18 protein-coding genes are annotated in these 14660 nt (G+C 71.6%); 13 read left to right on the top strand and 5 right to left on the bottom strand.

What is annotated here, in order from left to right; all coding sequences use genetic code 11:
* Window positions 1-62: 62 nt before the first annotated feature.
* A complete protein-coding gene (locus EER30_RS43675; RefSeq protein ID WP_127508255.1) occupies window positions 63-890 on the bottom strand; it encodes an alpha/beta fold hydrolase in 828 nt (275 codons plus the stop codon).
* Between the two features lie 123 nt (window positions 891-1013).
* Between EER30_RS43675 and EER30_RS43670 the strand changes: the two genes are divergently transcribed.
* From EER30_RS43670 to EER30_RS43640, 7 genes are all read left to right on the top strand, one after another.
* Window positions 1014-1367, top strand: coding sequence for an ArsR/SmtB family transcription factor (locus EER30_RS43670; protein ID WP_127508253.1), 354 nt, complete (start codon window positions 1014-1016; stop codon window positions 1365-1367).
* Entirely contained in the window at window positions 1360-1998 is a 639-nt protein-coding gene (locus EER30_RS43665; protein WP_127508251.1) for an SRPBCC family protein, read from the top strand. Before EER30_RS43670 ends, EER30_RS43665 begins: the two co-directional genes overlap by 8 nt.
* A gap of 4 nt (window positions 1999-2002) precedes the next feature.
* Entirely contained in the window at window positions 2003-3010 is a 1008-nt protein-coding gene (locus EER30_RS43660; protein WP_240670693.1) for an alpha/beta fold hydrolase, read from the top strand.
* Between the two features lie 43 nt (window positions 3011-3053).
* Window positions 3054-3695, top strand: coding sequence for a class I SAM-dependent methyltransferase (locus EER30_RS43655; RefSeq protein ID WP_205650676.1), 642 nt, complete (start codon window positions 3054-3056; stop codon window positions 3693-3695).
* A 34-nt stretch (window positions 3696-3729) separates the two neighbouring features.
* Window positions 3730-4248 (top strand): RICIN domain-containing protein, encoded by a 519-nt coding sequence (locus EER30_RS43650; protein WP_127508249.1) that lies wholly within the window; start codon window positions 3730-3732, stop codon window positions 4246-4248.
* A 104-nt stretch (window positions 4249-4352) separates the two neighbouring features.
* Window positions 4353-5624 (top strand): hypothetical protein, encoded by a 1272-nt coding sequence (locus EER30_RS43645; RefSeq protein ID WP_127508247.1) that lies wholly within the window; start codon window positions 4353-4355, stop codon window positions 5622-5624.
* A gap of 7 nt (window positions 5625-5631) precedes the next feature.
* The gene (locus EER30_RS43640) at window positions 5632-6624 is read left to right on the top strand and encodes a TIGR03617 family F420-dependent LLM class oxidoreductase (protein WP_127508245.1); all 993 of its coding nucleotides are present in this window, start codon (window positions 5632-5634) and stop codon (window positions 6622-6624) included.
* Between the two features lie 38 nt (window positions 6625-6662).
* Here the strand turns inward: EER30_RS43640 and EER30_RS50265 are convergent, their stop codons facing one another.
* Window positions 6663-6767 carry a DUF427 domain-containing protein gene (locus EER30_RS50265; protein WP_489884466.1) on the bottom strand — a complete coding sequence of 35 codons (105 nt, stop codon included), beginning with the start codon at window positions 6765-6767 and terminating at the stop codon, window positions 6663-6665.
* 175 nt (window positions 6768-6942) lie between these two features.
* Here EER30_RS50265 and EER30_RS43635 point away from each other — a divergent pair, with 175 nt between their 5' ends.
* From EER30_RS43635 to EER30_RS43615, 5 genes are all read left to right on the top strand, one after another.
* Window positions 6943-7299: a hypothetical protein gene (locus EER30_RS43635; RefSeq protein ID WP_127508243.1), complete on the top strand. Its 357-nt coding sequence runs from the start codon at window positions 6943-6945 to the stop codon at window positions 7297-7299.
* Window positions 7300-7373: 74 nt separating this feature from the next.
* Window positions 7374-7841, top strand: coding sequence for an aminoacyl-tRNA deacylase (locus EER30_RS43630; protein WP_127508241.1), 468 nt, complete (start codon window positions 7374-7376; stop codon window positions 7839-7841).
* Window positions 7842-7870: 29 nt separating this feature from the next.
* Complete coding sequence (locus EER30_RS43625; protein WP_127508239.1) at window positions 7871-8221, top strand: UBP-type zinc finger domain-containing protein; 351 nt, start codon at window positions 7871-7873, stop codon at window positions 8219-8221.
* Between the two features lie 90 nt (window positions 8222-8311).
* The gene (locus EER30_RS43620; protein WP_127508237.1) at window positions 8312-9148 is read left to right on the top strand and encodes a metallophosphoesterase family protein; all 837 of its coding nucleotides are present in this window, start codon (window positions 8312-8314) and stop codon (window positions 9146-9148) included.
* A gap of 390 nt (window positions 9149-9538) precedes the next feature.
* A complete protein-coding gene (locus tag EER30_RS43615) occupies window positions 9539-10630 on the top strand; it encodes a glycosyltransferase (RefSeq protein WP_127508235.1) in 1092 nt (363 codons plus the stop codon).
* Window positions 10631-10644: 14 nt separating this feature from the next.
* On the opposite strand, the gene EER30_RS43610 is transcribed toward EER30_RS43615, so the two are convergent.
* Entirely contained in the window at window positions 10645-11601 is a 957-nt protein-coding gene (locus tag EER30_RS43610) for a DMT family transporter (RefSeq protein ID WP_127508233.1), read from the bottom strand.
* Between EER30_RS43610 and EER30_RS50140 the strand changes: the two genes are divergently transcribed.
* Window positions 11600-13090 (top strand): aminotransferase-like domain-containing protein, encoded by a 1491-nt coding sequence (locus EER30_RS50140; RefSeq protein ID WP_127508231.1) that lies wholly within the window; start codon window positions 11600-11602, stop codon window positions 13088-13090. The two genes, EER30_RS43610 and EER30_RS50140, sit on opposite strands and share 2 nt — an antisense overlap.
* Window positions 13091-13099: 9 nt before the next feature.
* Here EER30_RS50140 and EER30_RS43600 read toward each other — a convergent pair whose 3' ends face one another.
* Window positions 13100-13921: a DUF3592 domain-containing protein gene (locus EER30_RS43600; RefSeq protein ID WP_127508229.1), complete on the bottom strand. Its 822-nt coding sequence runs from the start codon at window positions 13919-13921 to the stop codon at window positions 13100-13102.
* Complete coding sequence (locus EER30_RS43595) at window positions 13918-14655, bottom strand: hypothetical protein (RefSeq protein WP_127508227.1); 738 nt, start codon at window positions 14653-14655, stop codon at window positions 13918-13920. Before EER30_RS43595 ends, EER30_RS43600 begins: the two co-directional genes overlap by 4 nt.
* Between the last annotated feature and the right edge of the window lie 5 nt (window positions 14656-14660).

Raw genomic sequence — 14660 nt, 5'->3', positions numbered from 1 at the left:
CCCCGTGCGGGTAAAGATCGACTTCTATCGTCGACCCTGTGGGGCCGGGAGGCAACCCGAAACTATCGGGAACTATCGATATTTGTGACGATCGCTTCGATGACCTGAGGCCACAGGGCGCGGGGAAGGTCGTGGCCCATGCCGGGGATGACCAGCAGCGAGGCGCCGGGGACGGCCGCCGCGGTGGCCCGCCCGCCGCTGACACCGATCAGCGGGTCGTCCTCGCCGTGGATGACGAGCGTCGGCACGGTGACCGAGCCGAGTGCGGCCGTGCGGTCGGGGGACGCGAGGATCGCCGCGTACTGGCGCTGCGTGCCGGCCGGCCGGAAACTGCGGTCGTACTTGGCCGAGGCGCGCCGGTGCAGTTCCTGCTCGTCGGCCGGATAGCCGGGCGAGCCGATCAACCGCGACATCGCCATCCCGCCGGCGATGATGTCCTCGCGCGAGCCGACGCGCGGGGTCAGCAGGGCGGCCATCGCCTCCTTGGTCGCGCGGCCGACCGTACGGTCGCCGGTCGTCGACATGATCGAGCAGAGGCTCGCGACCAGGTCGGGGTGGTCGATGGTGAGCTGCTGCGCGATCATCCCGCCCATCGAGGCGCCGACGACGTGCGCGCGCGGGATCCCCAGGGCCTTGAGCAGCCCCGCCGCGTCGGCGGCCAGGTCGGTGAGCAGATAGGAGGCGTCCGAGTCGAACGCGGTGGACAACCCGGCGTCGCGGTTGTCGAACATCACGAGGTGGAAGCCGCGCCCCGCCAGCGCCGAGCAGAACTCCGCCGGCCAGTCGATGAGCTGCGCGCCCAGCCCCATGATGAGCAGCAGGGCCGGGTCGTCCGGGTTCCCCACCGTCTCGTACCGCAGATCGACCCCGTTGGCTCGCACGTCCGGCACAGCGCCTCCTCGTTCGCACACCTGTCGATCGACAGCATGCCCTACGCGCGGGCGCGAAGGGATCGGCGGAATCGCCAGTTTCAGCTCTGGCTTATATAAGATCTAACTGATAACGTACGGCCTGTGCACGCGTTCGATGTGCTCGGGGACCCCGTGCGACGCCGGATCCTGGAGCTGCTCGCCGAGGGGGAGCAGACCTCCGGGGCCGTCACCGCGGTGATCCAGACCGAGTTCGGCATCTCCCAGCCCGCCGTGTCGCAGCATCTGAAGGTGTTGCGCGACAACGGCTTCGCCACCGTGCGACCCGAGGGGGCCCGCCGGCTCTACGCGGTCGACGACACCGCGCTGCGCGAGGCCGACGCCTGGCTGGCCCGGTTCCGGCGGTTCTGGGCACCCCGCCTGGCCGCCATGGAGACCGAGGTGGCCCGGGGTAAAAGACAGCGACGACTTCAGCAGGAAGGCAACCATCGTGATTGACGTCAGCACCCAGATCAGCCAGGTGCGCCGCAGCCTCGGCCGGCGCACGCTCGAGGCCGGTGAGGCGCGGGTCCAGACCATCAGCCAGGTCTACGACACCGACGTCGACGACCTGTGGGACGTGGTGACCAACCCGGAGCGCATCGCCCGCTGGTTCCTGCCGGTCGAGGGCGAGCTCAAGCAGGGCGGCCATTACCAGTTCACCGGCCAGGCGGGCGGCACGATCACCAACTGCGACAAGCCCCGAGGGTACGCGGCCACGTGGGAGTACGGCGGCGAGGTGAGCTGGGTCGAGGTGCGGCTCACCCCCGAGGGCGACGGCACCCGCTTCGAACTCGAGCACGTGGCCCACGTCAAGGACGAGTGGTGGGACCAGTTCGGGCCCGGCGCGACCGGTGTCGGCTGGGACGGCGCCTTCCTCGGCCTGGCCAACTACCTCACCGATCCCGCGTCGGCGCCCGACCCGGCGACGATGGTGACCTGGCACGAGACCCCCGAGGGCCGCTCGTTCTACCGCCAGTCGAGCGACGCCTGGGTGGCCGCGTCGATCGCCGACGGCACCGATCCTGAGGCTGCGCGCGCCGCGGGGGAGCGTACGTTCGCCTTCTACACCGGCGCCGAGGCAGGCTGAACGGGTGGAGCAGCGGCTGGCCCGCGTCGTGTCGTCCGGCGGCGCCGAGGTGGCGTACGCGTCGATCGGCGCCGGCCGGCCGCTGGTCTACGTCATGGGCTGGCTCACGCATCTCGAACTGAGCTGGGCGCTGCCGGCCGAGCGGGCCCTTTACGAGGCGCTGGCCCGGGGCGGCCGGCTCGTGCGCTACGACCGCGCCGGCTGCGGCCTCTCGCCGGCCACCGGTCGTCCGGCGTCGCTGGAGTTCGAGCTCGAGCAGCTCGGTGCCGTCGTGGCGCAGCTCGGCGAGCCGTTCGACCTGATGGGCACGTCGATGGGCGCACCCGTGGCCGTGGCGTGGGCCGCCGCGCATCCGCGGACCGTACGCCGGCTTGTGCTTTATGGCGGCTGGGCGCGCGGTGATGATGTGTCCGAGCCCGGCGTACGCGACCACGTGCTCGCCCTCGTCGAGGCGCACTGGGGCCTCGGGTCCGACGTGCTCACCGACATCTTCGCGCCCGACGCCGACCGCGCCACCCGCGCCGAGCTCGCCCGCTACCAGCGTGCCTGCTCGACCGCGGCCACCGCCCGGGCGCTGCTGGCCCTGAGCTACGAGCTCGACGTCACCGGACTGCTCGGACGGGTGCGGGCGCCGACGCTGGTCGTCCACCGCGCCGGTGACCGGGCCGCGCCCGTCGCGCAGGCCCACGTGCTGGCCGGCGGCATCGACGGTGCCGAGCTCGCTGTGCTGCCCGGGCGCTCCCACCTGCCGTACGCGGGGGATCGTGACGAACTGGTGCGCGTGGTCCGCCGGTTCCTGGGGCTGCCCGTCGCGCGCCGCCGCACCGACGGTTTGACGGCCCGCCAGCGCGAGGTGGCCGACCTGGTGAGCCAAGGGTGCACGAACCGCGAGATCGCGGCGCGGCTGGGCATCGACGAGCGCTCGGCCGAGGGCCACGTCGAGCGCATCCGCGTGCGTCTGGGTTTCCGGTCCCGCGCCCAGATCGCCGCGTGGTGGACCGAACTGAGGTAGTTCCCCGCCTGACAGCGCCCCGCGGGCGGCGGACGCTGATCCGGTGACCACATATGAAGTGCATCGGGGGCGCGGGTCGTTCAACGCCGCGTTCTTCAGCGTGATGGGCCCTTACATAGAGGTGAACCTGCGGCGGCGCAAGCGTCGGGTCTTCGCCGGCCTGCCGGGCACGGTCGTCGAGCTCGGTTCCGGCGTGGGCGCGAACTTGCGCTACCTGGACGCGGGATCGACCCTCGTCGCCGTCGAACCCAACCCGCCCATGCACCGGCGGCTCCGGGCCGCGGCACAGCGTCAGGGCGTACGTCTCGACCTGCGCGACAGCGTCGCCGAGCGCACCGGCCTGCCCGGCCACAGCGCCGACACCGTGATCTCGTCGCTCGTGCTCTGCACGGTGACCGACCCGGCCGCGGTGCTGGCCGAGGTCCTGCGCGTCCTGCGTCCGGGCGGGACGTTCCGCTTCGTCGAGCATGTCGCCGCCGGGGCGGGCACTCCGACGCGGTGGCTCCAGCGGGCGTTACGTCGTCCGTGGGCCTGGACCTTCGAGGGGTGCTCGTGCGAACGGGATCTGGCCGGGCTGATCGGGGCGGCCGGTTTCGCCCGGGTCGAGCTGGAGCCGTACCGTCTGCACACGCCGTTCGTTCCTTTCAACACGCAGATCGCCGGCGTCGCCCACGCACCAGGTTAGGCATCAAACCCGGCAAATCGGATATATTGGTGTTATGCGCCGTTTTGCTCTGGTCTTCGCCCTCGTCGCCGCGACCATGCTGGGGGGTGGGGCGGCCACCGCCGCACCGCAGCGGGACGAGACGCCCGCGCCGATCGACCTGGTCGGGCTCGACTTCCAGATCATCAACGCGGGCAGCAGATGGTGCCTCACGTCCGGGCTCACCGAGCTGCCGTGCGCGCGCACCGACCCGTACCGCTGGCGTTTCCGCCCGGTCGGCGCGAGCGGCGTCTTCGAGATTCTCAGCGTCAAGACCAACCGATGCCTGAGCATGCCCGGCGGGTCGAGCGCCGACGGTGAACGCGCTGCTCTGGCCCCGTGCGAGGCACGGCCGGCCCGGCGCTGGGGGCTGCGCGACTCGCTCGGTGAGACGGCCAAGGTGGTCAACTCGCTCAGCGGCAAGTGCCTGGCGATCGAGAGCGGCGTCGCCGTGCAGGGGTCGTGCGCCGGCACGCACGGGTCGCGGCGATGGACCGTACGCGTGCTGAGTGTGCCGATCCCGGGAGTGTTCTGATCCGCGAGGCGCGCGCATTGTCGTGATGCCGATGGAGGCCGGCGCCGGGGGTTTGCTTAGATGCGTTTCCCTGCTTCGATGCCCTGCCTGCGAAACGGAACACGATGCGCCGCATCATTCGACTGCTCCTGTCCGCCCTCGTGGTGGGTGGCCTCGCCCTCACGACCGCCGTCGTGGTCAATCGCCCCGGCGAGATCGCCGACGTTGCGATCGCCGCCCGGGCGATTCCCGAGCCCAAGCCCGCCACCCCGTACGACCAGGCGGTGGCGTCCCTCGAGGAGCACTCGGCGGCACTGCTGCGCGGCGACGAGAAGGCCTGGCTGGCCGCCGTCGACGTGCCGCTGCGGCCGCGCTACCGGGCCCAGTTCCGGGCGTTGCGGGCGCTCGAGGTGTTCCGCTTCGACTACCACCCGGGCTACGGCAAACCGGTCAAGGGCAACCCGGCCGCGGTCACGTTCAGCAACGAGATCGCGTACTGCCTCAGCACCGACATGTGCCCCGGCAAGACCGGCAGCGACTGGCAGGCTCCGCCGCGCATCCACCAGCGGCTCACGATGCGCCCGGTCGGCGGCCGCTACGTCATCACCAAGCTGACCCCGGACGAGACCGACAACCCGAATCGGCCGCTGCCCTGGGAGTATGACGACCTGGTCGCCCTGCGCGGCAGCCGGGTCACCCTGCTCGCCGCGCCGGCCCAGCGTCACCTGCTGAGCAAGCTGCTGCCCTCGGCCGAGGCCGCCGCGCGCGCCAACGACCGGTTCGCCGCGCTGGCCGGCACCCCGCAGTCGCGCTACCGCATCTATCTGGCCGGCGAGAAGCAGTGGCGCACGTGGTACGGCGGCGAGGACGACAACTGGGTGCTCGGCAAGGCGATCCCGCTCAACATGTACGGCATCGACGTCACGCTGCGGGCCAAGGAGCTCGAAGGCGACCCGCTCTGGCTCCGCGTGATCCTGCGCCACGAGCTCGGCCACGTGGTCACGCTGTCCGGCGCGTTCCGCACCGACTGGGCCGAGGACACGTGGCTCAGCGAAGGCATCGCCGAATACATCGGCTGGGCCCCCACCGCCGCCGGGCGCACCATGCGCCGCTCGAGCGTGCGCTGGGCCCTCGGCGGCGCCGCTCCGAAGTCGATGGTTCCGGCGCGGCCCGGACCGAAGGCGAGCGACCGGGCCGGGGACGCCTTCTACGGCCTGAGCCACCTGGCCGTCGACTGCATGGCCAAGAAGTACGGCGACGTGAAGCTGATGACCTTCGTACGGCTCGTGCTCACCGAGGACAACTCCTACGACCAGGCGGCCCGGGATGCGTACGGCGTCCCGTTCGCGACGCTTGACCGGGCGTGCGTGAAATGGGTCCGCGGTCAGGTGCTATAGCTGACGCATGCTGGTTGATTTCGCCGCCGACGTCGCGGCCACGCCGATCGAGGTCGAGGCGGCCGCCGTGTCCGCCGAGAAAGACGGGTACGACGGGTTCGGCGCCGCCGAGACCAGGCACGACGTCTTCCCGGCGCTCGCGCTGGCCGCCCGGGCCACCTCGCGCATCACGCTGCAGTCGGCGATCGCGGTCGCCTTCGCCCGCAACCCGATGAACGTCGCCGTTCTCGCCAACGATCTGCAGCTGATCGGCGAGGGCCGGTTCCAGCTCGGCCTCGGCTCGCAGGTGAAGCCGCACATCGAGCGCCGCTTCGCGATGCCGTGGAGCCGGCCGGCCGCGCGCATGGAGGAGTTCGTGCGGGCCCTGCGCGCGATCTGGCAGGCCTGGGACACCGGCGACCGCCTGGCGTTCCGCGGCGAGTTCTACCGGCACACGCTGATGACCGACTTCTTCGACCCCGGCCCCAATCCGTACGGGAATCCGCCTGTTCTGCTGGCCGCGGTGGGCGAGCTGATGACGCGGACGGCCGGGCGCGTGGCCGACGGCCTGCTGGTGCACCCGCTGACCAGCGCCGCCTACCTCAGCGAGCGCACCCGCCCGGCGCTGCGGGAGGCCCGCGGCGGCGACCTCTCCGACTTCACGGTGTGCCTGTCGGCGATGGTGGTGCTCGGCGCCGACGAGGCCGCCCGCTCGCGGGCCGAGCAGGCGGTCAAGGGGCAGATCGCGTTCTACGCCTCGACGCCGTCCTATCGCGCGGTGCTCGAACTGCACGGCTGGGGCGAACTGGCCGATCAGCTCAACGCCCTGTCGCGGCGGCAGGCGTGGGCCGAGATGACGGCACTGATCAGCGACGAGGTCCTCGACACGTTCGCGGTGACCGGGGACGTGGCGGCGGGGTTGCGCGACCGCTTCGGCTCGCTCGTCGACCGGATCTCGCTCTACACGCCGTACGAAATTGATGCCGCTCTGATCGCCCAGGTTCGCCGGCAGCTCGCCTGACCCGCAGGCTTTGCGGCTTATGGCCGCTCGTGCGTGGTTCAGTCGGTGATCTCGATCGAGTCGACCCGGTCGGGGTAGAACGCGATGTGGTCCTTGATCTCGGCGACCGCGTCGTAGGGCTTGGTGTACTCCTCAAGTCTCACCCTTCCCGCTGTGCGTGGCGCACACCGGGCGTGGCGCGTCAGCCACGCCACAGTATTCGAGCCCAATATCCAGCCGGACCTCCACCGAACGGCCGAAAGGCCGCCAATGCCGCATGCCGGGTGACCCGACGTGATGGCCTGGCCTTGAACAAATCGGCTCCAGGAAGGGTGAACCATGAAATCGGCTAAGCGGATTCTGACCCTCGCCGGACTGAGCCTGATGACGGTTTCGACGCTAGCGGCCGCACCGGCCATGGCGTCGACATCCGCACCAGACGTGTCCGTCAAGACGGCCACGACCACGGCGGACAGCCCCCGCCGCGATCGCGAATGGGTAGAGGGCTACTACGACTCGCGTCGTGAGTGTGAGCGAGAAGGCCGTCGCGGCGAGCGCCGTGACCGGTGGGACGAATACGACTGCGACTACATGCGGTACGGCCGTCACGAAGGCGAATGGCGCCTCACTGTCGAGAAGGAGCGGGACTGGCGAGACCGCTACCGCGACCGCGACCGCGACCGCGACCGCGACTGATCTCCTCTGACAGTTGGGCCACACCCGGCAACGGGTGTGGCCCGACCGCGTTCCCGGGCGGCTACCGTGATCACATGTCGACGAATCCGGCCGAGGCCGCGGCCACGTCCCTGGGCATCACGTACTCCCTGCTGCGCCACGGCCCGGCCAGCAGCGTTCAGGAAGCCGCCCTGGCCCAGGGTGTCGAGGTCCGCGACCTCGTGAAGACCCTGGTCGTACGGCGTGCCGACGACGACTACGTGCTGGTGCTCGTGCCCGGCGACCGCTCGATCTCGTGGCCCAAGCTGCGGGCGCTGCTCGGCGTGAACCGGCTCTCGATGCCCGACGCGGCCACCGCCAAGGAGGCCACCGGCTATGAGCGCGGCACCATCACCCCGTTCGGCGCGGCCAAGCCGTGGCCGGTGATCGCCGACGAGCGTACGAAAGGCCGCACGATCAACCTCGGCGCCGGCGAACGCGGCGTGGGGCTGCGGGTCGCGGCCGACGACGCGGTCGCGGCACTCGGCGGGAGCTTCGCGGATGTGACGGACGAGGCCGCTTGATCTTCCCGGTGCTGGGGTAGGTTCGCTCTGTGACGAGCGAAAACCCGATCCAGCCCGAGATCCCTCCGTCCGGCACCGGCTGCGTCGAGTGCCTCGACGACAACGGATGGTGGTTCCATCTGCGCCGCTGCGCGCAGTGCGGCCACATCGGCTGCTGCGACTCCTCACCCTCGCAGCACGCGACCGCCCACTTCCGCGAGACCGGCCACCCGATCATCCAGTCGTTCGAGCCCGGCGAGGACTGGTACTGGGACTTCACCAGCCAGGAAGCGGGCTCCGGCCCGAAACTGGCCCCGCCGGACAGCCACCCCGCCGACCAGCCGGCCCCGTCGCCGGCCGACGTGGTGCCGGCCGACTGGCGCAGCAAGCTCAACCGGTAGCGGTTCGCGGGCGTTCCGGGGCGTTGCCGGGGGCCACCGAGTCCACGATTGGACCGTTCGCGGTGCGCTGATCCTCGCTAGCGTCCTCCTATGAGGATCTTGCACCTGTCGGACACCCATCTGACCCGCGAGCCCGGCCCGAACGCCGACGGCATCGACACCCGGCTGGTCCTGGCCGGTCTGCTCAACGACTGCTCCGGGATCGCCGGGCTCGACGCCGTGCTCGTGACCGGCGACGTCGCCGACGACGGTTCCGCGTCGGCCTACGACGACGTGCGCGCGCTGGTGGGCGAGTTCGCCGACGCGCGGGGCATTCCGGTGCTCTGGACGACCGGCAACCACGACTCGCGTACGGCGTTCGCGTCGTCGCTCGGGTTTCCGGCGGCCACTGCGGCTTTCCTCGCGGCGTCGACCATGATCAAGGACCACCGAGTGATCACGCTCGACACGCTGGTGCCCGGCAAGGCGTACGGGCTGCTCGGCTCGGCGCAGCTCGAATGGCTGCGCTCGGTGCTGGCGACCCCGGCCCCGGGCGGCACGGTGCTCGCCTTCCACCACCCGCCGATCGCCCTCGACGTCGAGGTGCAGCAGAAACTGAACCTGCTCGACGCGGCCGGGCTGGCCGACGCGATCCGGGGCAGAGATGTGCGGCTGATTCTCACCGGGCACTTCCACCTGCAGCTTTTCGGCCTGCTCGAAGCCGTGCCGGTGTGGGTCACGCCGGGCGTGGTCAACCGCATCGACCTGACCGGGCCGCCCGGCACCGAACGGGCCGTGCGCGGTGCCTCGGCGACCCTCGTCGACCTGAGCAGCCCGGGGTCGCCGCTGCTGCATGTGCTGCACGCCCGTGATCCGCGAGCCGGGCAGCTCGCCCACGAGACCGCACCCGAGGTCATGGCCCGCGTGATCGCCGAGCTGGGCCCGTAGCGCCGTCCTGCGTTCCGGGCGTCCGGCTTTCGCTTGTGCGGCTTTCGCTTGTGCGGCTTTCGCTTGTGCGGCTTCCGCTCGTCCGGCTTCCGCTCGTCCCGTTTCCCCCGTCCTGCTCTCCGCCCGCGTTTCTCGCCCCGTACTTCGCCGCTCTCCTGCCTGCTTTTCCGCCCACCCAGGGGTGGGGCGCCCGCCTGCTTGCCCACCCACCCACGGGTGGGGCGCCCGCCTGCTTGCCCGCCCACCCAGGGGTGTGGCGCCGACGCTACTTCTTCGCGTCGGCGGCGGGCGGCGTTGTCCACAGGCGTGGGCGTCGCTGTGCTGTTACAGGCGCGTGCTTGTCCACAGGACCGCGCTGCGCCCGCGCCGGGGCGTGATACAACCCAGGCCATGCGAATTCTGTTCGTCGCCGCGCCTCTTCAGGGGCATCTGCTGCCGTTGGTGCCGCTTGCCGCCGCCTGCCGCGATGCGGGGCATGATGTGGTGCTGGCCGCCGGTGGGTTCCCGCCCGACGTGCTCGGGCTGCGCACGGCGGACATCGGTGGGGCGTTCAGCCTGCCGCGCAGCGCGATCCGAACGGCGCTGCGACACCCTCGCCTGGCCCGGGCCGAGATGAAGGGCGCCACCGGGCACGGCTTCGTCGGCGAGCTCTTCGGGCGGGCGAATCTGGCGCTGCTCGATCCGCTGCGGGAGCTGGCCCGCCGGGAACGTCCCGATCTGATGGTCTTCGAGTCGCTCGGGGAAGCGGGGGCGGTCGTCGCCGGGGAGTTGTCGATCCCGTCGGTGCTTCAGGAGAACACGCTGTGGTCCGCGGTCGCGTTGTTCCGGGCGGTGACGGGGAGTTCGGCGCTGGCCGGGCGTGACATCCCGGCCCCGGCGCTGACCCTGGCCGTGACTCCGCCGAGCATGCGCGCCGCGGCAGACGGTGCGGTCCTGATGCGGCCGGTGCCGTTCTCGGGTGGAGGGGCGATCCCGCAGTGGCTGCGCGAGCCGGGTGATCGACCGAGGGTTCTGGCCAGCCGCAGCACCCTCGAGGGACCGAACGACGGCGACCCGGGGCCGGCGATCATCGCGGCGGCGGGGCAGGTGGACGCCGAGTTCGTGCTGGTTCGACCGGCGTCCGCTCGCGAATTGCCGCCGAATGTCCGGGCGGTCGACCGCATCCCGCTCAACGAGGTGTTGCCGCACGCCGCGGCGTTCATCCACCACGCGGGCGCGGGGAGCGTGCTGGGTGGCCTGGCCGCGGGGATTCCGCAGCTCGCCACCACCGGGGCCGGCGACCGCAGCCACAACGCCGAGATGCTGGCCCGCCGAGGGGCCGGTCTGGCTCTCGAGGCGAAGGCCATCACCTGGTCAGATCTGCGGCGTCTGCTCACCGACGAGTCGCTGCGGTCGGCCGCGCGGGAGGTGGCGGCCGAGATCGCGGCGATGCCGGCGCCGGCCGCGGTCGTGCCCGAGCTGGAGAAGGCTGCGGCCTCCTGAATAGGGAGGGGCGGTTATCGACGGCTGCGGGTGCGTTGGGTCAGGATGACGCAGGCCAGCACCACGGTGGCGGCGGCCAGGGCGGCGGGGGTCACGGCCTCGCCGAGCAGCAGGGCTGACCAGAGCAGCGTCAGGACGGGCTGGGCCAGCTGCACCTGGCCCACGCGGGCTACGCCGCCTCGGGCCAGGCCCGCGTACCAGGCGAAGAAGCCGAGGAACATCGAGACCGCGGTCAGGTAGGCGAACGACGACCACGACGCGGTGTCGGCCCGGGGCGGGTGGGCTGCGGCGGCGATCAGCGTGACCGGGAGCGTGACGGGCAGGGACAGCAGCAGGGCCCAGCAGATGGTTCGGGCGCCGCCGAGGTCGCGGGCCAGGGCGCCGCCTTCGGCGTAGCCGAGTCCGCAGAGGACCACGGCGGCCAGCAGGAACAGGTCGGCGATCGACAGCGCGCCGGTCGCGGCGCCGGTTACGGCCACGAAAGTCAGGACCGCGAGCAGGCCTGCGGCGCCGGCCAGCCAGAACGGCAGGGGTGGGCGTTCGCCCGCGCGTAGCACGGCGAAGACGGCCGTCAGAGCCGGCAGGACGGTGACTACTACAGCGCCGTGGGCGGCGGTCTCTGTGGTCAGGGCCAGCGAGGTGAACAGCGGGAAGCCGACGACTACGCCGGCCGCGACGATCGACAAGCGCCGCCACTGGGCGCGGGTGGGGCGGGGCGCCCGGGTGATCCGCAGGTAGGCCGCGGCCAGCAGGGCGGCGCCGACGGCGCGGCCGAAAGCCACGAACCACGGGTCGAGCTCCTGTACGGCGACTCGCGTGGCCGGCAACGACATGCTGAACGCCAGCACTCCCAAAGCGCCCAGTGCCAGACCGTAACCGCGGGGCGAGCGTTCGGCGGCGGCTGCACTGTGCTGTCGCGAGCCGATCGCTGTTATCGCCGCGGGAACAGTAGCGCTACTCTGATGCCTCATGAATGACCGTAACGCAGCCGATCGTGTTATCCAAGATCTGCGGGCGACGGCCGACGCGGCGTGGGCCGGCGCGCGGCTGCCGTCGGTGCGGGAGCTGATGACGCGCCACGGGGTCTCGCCGGTCACGGTGGCGGCGGCGGTGCGGGTGCTTGTTCAGGAAGGCCTTGTCGAGACGCGCCCCGGGCAGGGAACCTTTGTGGCATCCCGGACGAGCCAGGCACGACAGGCGGGCGACCTCTCGTGGCAGACCGTTGCGCTCGGCGCCGGCCGCGGCGGCGAAGAAGAGCTTCAGGCGTTACTCGCGTTACCGCCGGTGGGGGCGATCCCGCTTTCTGGGGGCTACCTCGATCCGGAGCTGCAACCTACGGCCGCGCTCGGGGCGGCGCTGGCGAGGGCGGCCCGGCAACCCGCCGCCTGGCAGCGAGGGCCGGCCGAGGGGCGCGCCGACCTGCGTGCTTGGTTCGCGCGCGAGATCGCCCAAAGTGCTGGAAGAGGGACCGGTAGCGCGGGCGGCGGGCGTGGGCGAAGTAGGGGGACCGGCGGGAGCGGTCCGGAGTGGGGTGCTGGCGGGAGCGGCTCGAGGGGTGGGCTTCGGGCTGATGACATGATTATCTGTCCCGGCGGGCAGGCTGCGCTGTCTGGTGCTTTCCGTGCGCTCGCCGACCCGGGCGACACCTTGCTCGTCGAGTCGCCCACCTATCTCGGAGCGCTTGCCGCGGCCCGCGCTGCCGGACTGCGCGTCGTGCCGGTGCCGGCTGACACTGACGGGGTGTTGCCCGAGCAGTTGGCCGCGGCGTTCCGGCGGACGGGGGCTCGCCTCTTCTACTGCCAGCCGTTGCATGCGAACCCGACCGGGGCCACTCTCGCCGCGCACCGGCGTGGTGAGGTCCTGGCCGCCGTACGGGAAGCTGGGGCCTTTTTGATCGAGGACGACTATGCCCGCGATCTGACGATCGACGGGGAGCCGCCGGCCCCGCTCGCGGCCGAGGACCCGGACGGGCATGTGGTCTATGTGCGGTCGCTGACGAAATCGGTGGCACCGGGGCTCAGGATCGCCGCCATCGGCGCGAAAGGGCCTGCGGGGGCGCGTTTGCGGGCCGTGCGGCTGCTGGACGAGTTGTTCGTGGCCGGCCCGTTGCAGCAGGCCGCGATCGAGTTCGTCACCTCTCCGGCCTGGGATCGGCATCGCCGCGCCTTGCGGACGGAACTGAAGGCGCGGCGCGAGGCGCTGCTGGCCGCCCTGCGACGTCGTCTGCCGCTCGACCACGAGCCGGTGCCCCGAGGCGGACTTCATCTCTGGGTACGCCTCGACGACGGCATCGACGATGTGGCACTGGCGAACGCGGCCGCTGCCAACGGCGTCGTCGTCTTCCCGGGCCGGTCCTGGTTCGCGGCCGAGGCGCCCGCGCCCCACCTGCGTCTCACCTACGCGGCTGCGCCGCCCGAGTTGATGGACGAGGCCGTACGCCGCCTCGCCGCGGCGATGTGACCAGGCGGTTCAGGACATCATCGACACCCAGTAGCCGTATTCGCGAAGAACCCGGGTCACGTTGATCGCGTGCGGGCTGTCGGGGTGCACGAGGATCCGGTCGATCCGCGGACGGGTGCCGCTGCTCGCCTCGTCGCGCAGCCACTCGACGACCGGCCGGACCGAATCGCCGGGCGTGGGCCCGATCCGTAGTTCCTCGATGTGTTCGCCGCGCAGCTTCTCGAGCAGGGCGAGCGCCTCGGCGCTGGAGCGGGCGCGGCGCACCGGAGGGCCCGCGCCGAACAGGTTCGTGCTGTTGATCAACAGGACGGACTTGCCGGCCGGTCGCCCCTGACCCGGCACAGCGGGGTTCGGCCGGGCGGCCGGGCGGCTGTCGCGGCGCAGGTTCGCGAGGTCGGCCACGCTACGGCCCACCCCGTACACGGCCAGCAGCAGACCGCCGACGCCCAGCGCGACCTGCCAGTTGCCGCGCTCGAAGCTGAGCTCGTCGAAGCTGGTCACGAAGTCGCCGGGGTCGGCCGGGTTGTACCAGATCTGCGACGTGGAACCGGGCGCGAGACACAGGGTGTTGCAGGGCACCCACCGTTCGTAGGTGTACAGCTGCCGGGCGCGGGCCGGGAACTCGGCGGCCTGGTAGCGGAAGTACATCGTGCCGCCCTGCTCGTCGGTGCGGTCGTAGACGTAGCCCTGGGCGGGCACCCCGGTGCGGCGCAGCTCGTCCTTCCAACGGTCGAGGTCGCGGAACGTGTCGACCCACACCCAGCCGAGCGCGAGCCCGACGACGATGCAGATCGTGGACGTCCAACGGGTGAGCTGCCACCACCCGGTCATCGGACCAGCTCCGTCCCCGGCCGGGTCTGGACCTCGTACGCCCAGTGTTCGAGCGCCCGCACCGTCGCCGCGGTGTCCGGGTCGCCGGGGTCGAGGATGATCCGCTCGACGTCGGGGCGCGGCCCGGCGTACGCCTGCTCCTGAAGCCATTCGACGACGGGCCAGTCGGGGTCGAGCCAGAGCTCGTGGATGCGCCGCCCGCGCAGCTCCTCGAGCAGCGCGATCGCCTCGTCGCCGGCGGGGGCCCAGCGGTGCGGCCGCCGGTCGGTGAAGCGGCCCGCGCGACCGATGACCACGACGAGGCGCCGGAAGCGGGCGGCGGTGCCGATGTCGATGAGGGCGGCCCAGACGCCGGCTAGGGCCAGGAAGAAGCCGGCCACGCCGAGGATGCCCTGGATGCGGCCGCGATCGCCGCTGAGCCGGCCGAAGCCGGTCACGAAATCACCGGGGTCGGCGGCGTTGTACCAGATCGGAGTGGTGGCCCCGTCGTTGACGCACACGGATTCGCAGTCGAACGCGTCCTCGTGGATGACCCCGTCGGTCTCAAAGCGGAGATACATGGTCGTACCGCCGTCGACCGTGATCTGGTCGAAGACGTACGCCTGGGTGGGGACGCCCGTGCGGCGCAGCTCGACGGCCCAGTCCCGAAGGTCTTGGTGGGTGTGTATCGGCAGGTACATCAGGGCTGCGCCGGCGAGCACGCAGAGGCTCCACAGTAGAAACCGCCATCTCACGACGA

The sequence above is a fragment of the Actinoplanes solisilvae genome, from assembly GCF_003999975.1.
Taxonomy (GTDB): Bacteria; Actinomycetota; Actinomycetes; order Mycobacteriales; family Micromonosporaceae; genus Actinoplanes; species Actinoplanes solisilvae.
The sequence above is the reverse complement of the archived record's forward strand: the minus strand, read 5'-3'. Positions and strand labels throughout refer to the sequence as shown.

What these genes read in the sequence shown, in the direction of transcription:
- EER30_RS43645 (WP_127508247.1), top strand. Translation starts at nt 4,353, where the DNA reads ATGCGCCGCATCATTCGACTGCTCCTGTCCGCCCTCGTGGTGGGTGGC.
- EER30_RS43600 (WP_127508229.1), bottom strand. Translation starts at nt 13,921, where the DNA reads ATGACCGGGTGGTGGCAGCTCACCCGTTGGACGTCCACGATCTGCATC.
- EER30_RS43620 (WP_127508237.1), top strand. Translation starts at nt 8,312, where the DNA reads ATGAGGATCTTGCACCTGTCGGACACCCATCTGACCCGCGAGCCCGGC.
- EER30_RS43640 (WP_127508245.1), top strand. Translation starts at nt 5,632, where the DNA reads ATGCTGGTTGATTTCGCCGCCGACGTCGCGGCCACGCCGATCGAGGTC.
- EER30_RS43615 (WP_127508235.1), top strand. Translation starts at nt 9,539, where the DNA reads ATGCGAATTCTGTTCGTCGCCGCGCCTCTTCAGGGGCATCTGCTGCCG.
- EER30_RS43650 (WP_127508249.1), top strand. Translation starts at nt 3,730, where the DNA reads ATGCGCCGTTTTGCTCTGGTCTTCGCCCTCGTCGCCGCGACCATGCTG.
- EER30_RS43635 (WP_127508243.1), top strand. Translation starts at nt 6,943, where the DNA reads ATGAAATCGGCTAAGCGGATTCTGACCCTCGCCGGACTGAGCCTGATG.
- EER30_RS43630 (WP_127508241.1), top strand. Translation starts at nt 7,374, where the DNA reads ATGTCGACGAATCCGGCCGAGGCCGCGGCCACGTCCCTGGGCATCACG.
- EER30_RS50140 (WP_127508231.1), top strand. Translation starts at nt 11,600, where the DNA reads ATGAATGACCGTAACGCAGCCGATCGTGTTATCCAAGATCTGCGGGCG.
- EER30_RS43610 (WP_127508233.1), bottom strand. Translation starts at nt 11,601, where the DNA reads ATGAGGCATCAGAGTAGCGCTACTGTTCCCGCGGCGATAACAGCGATC.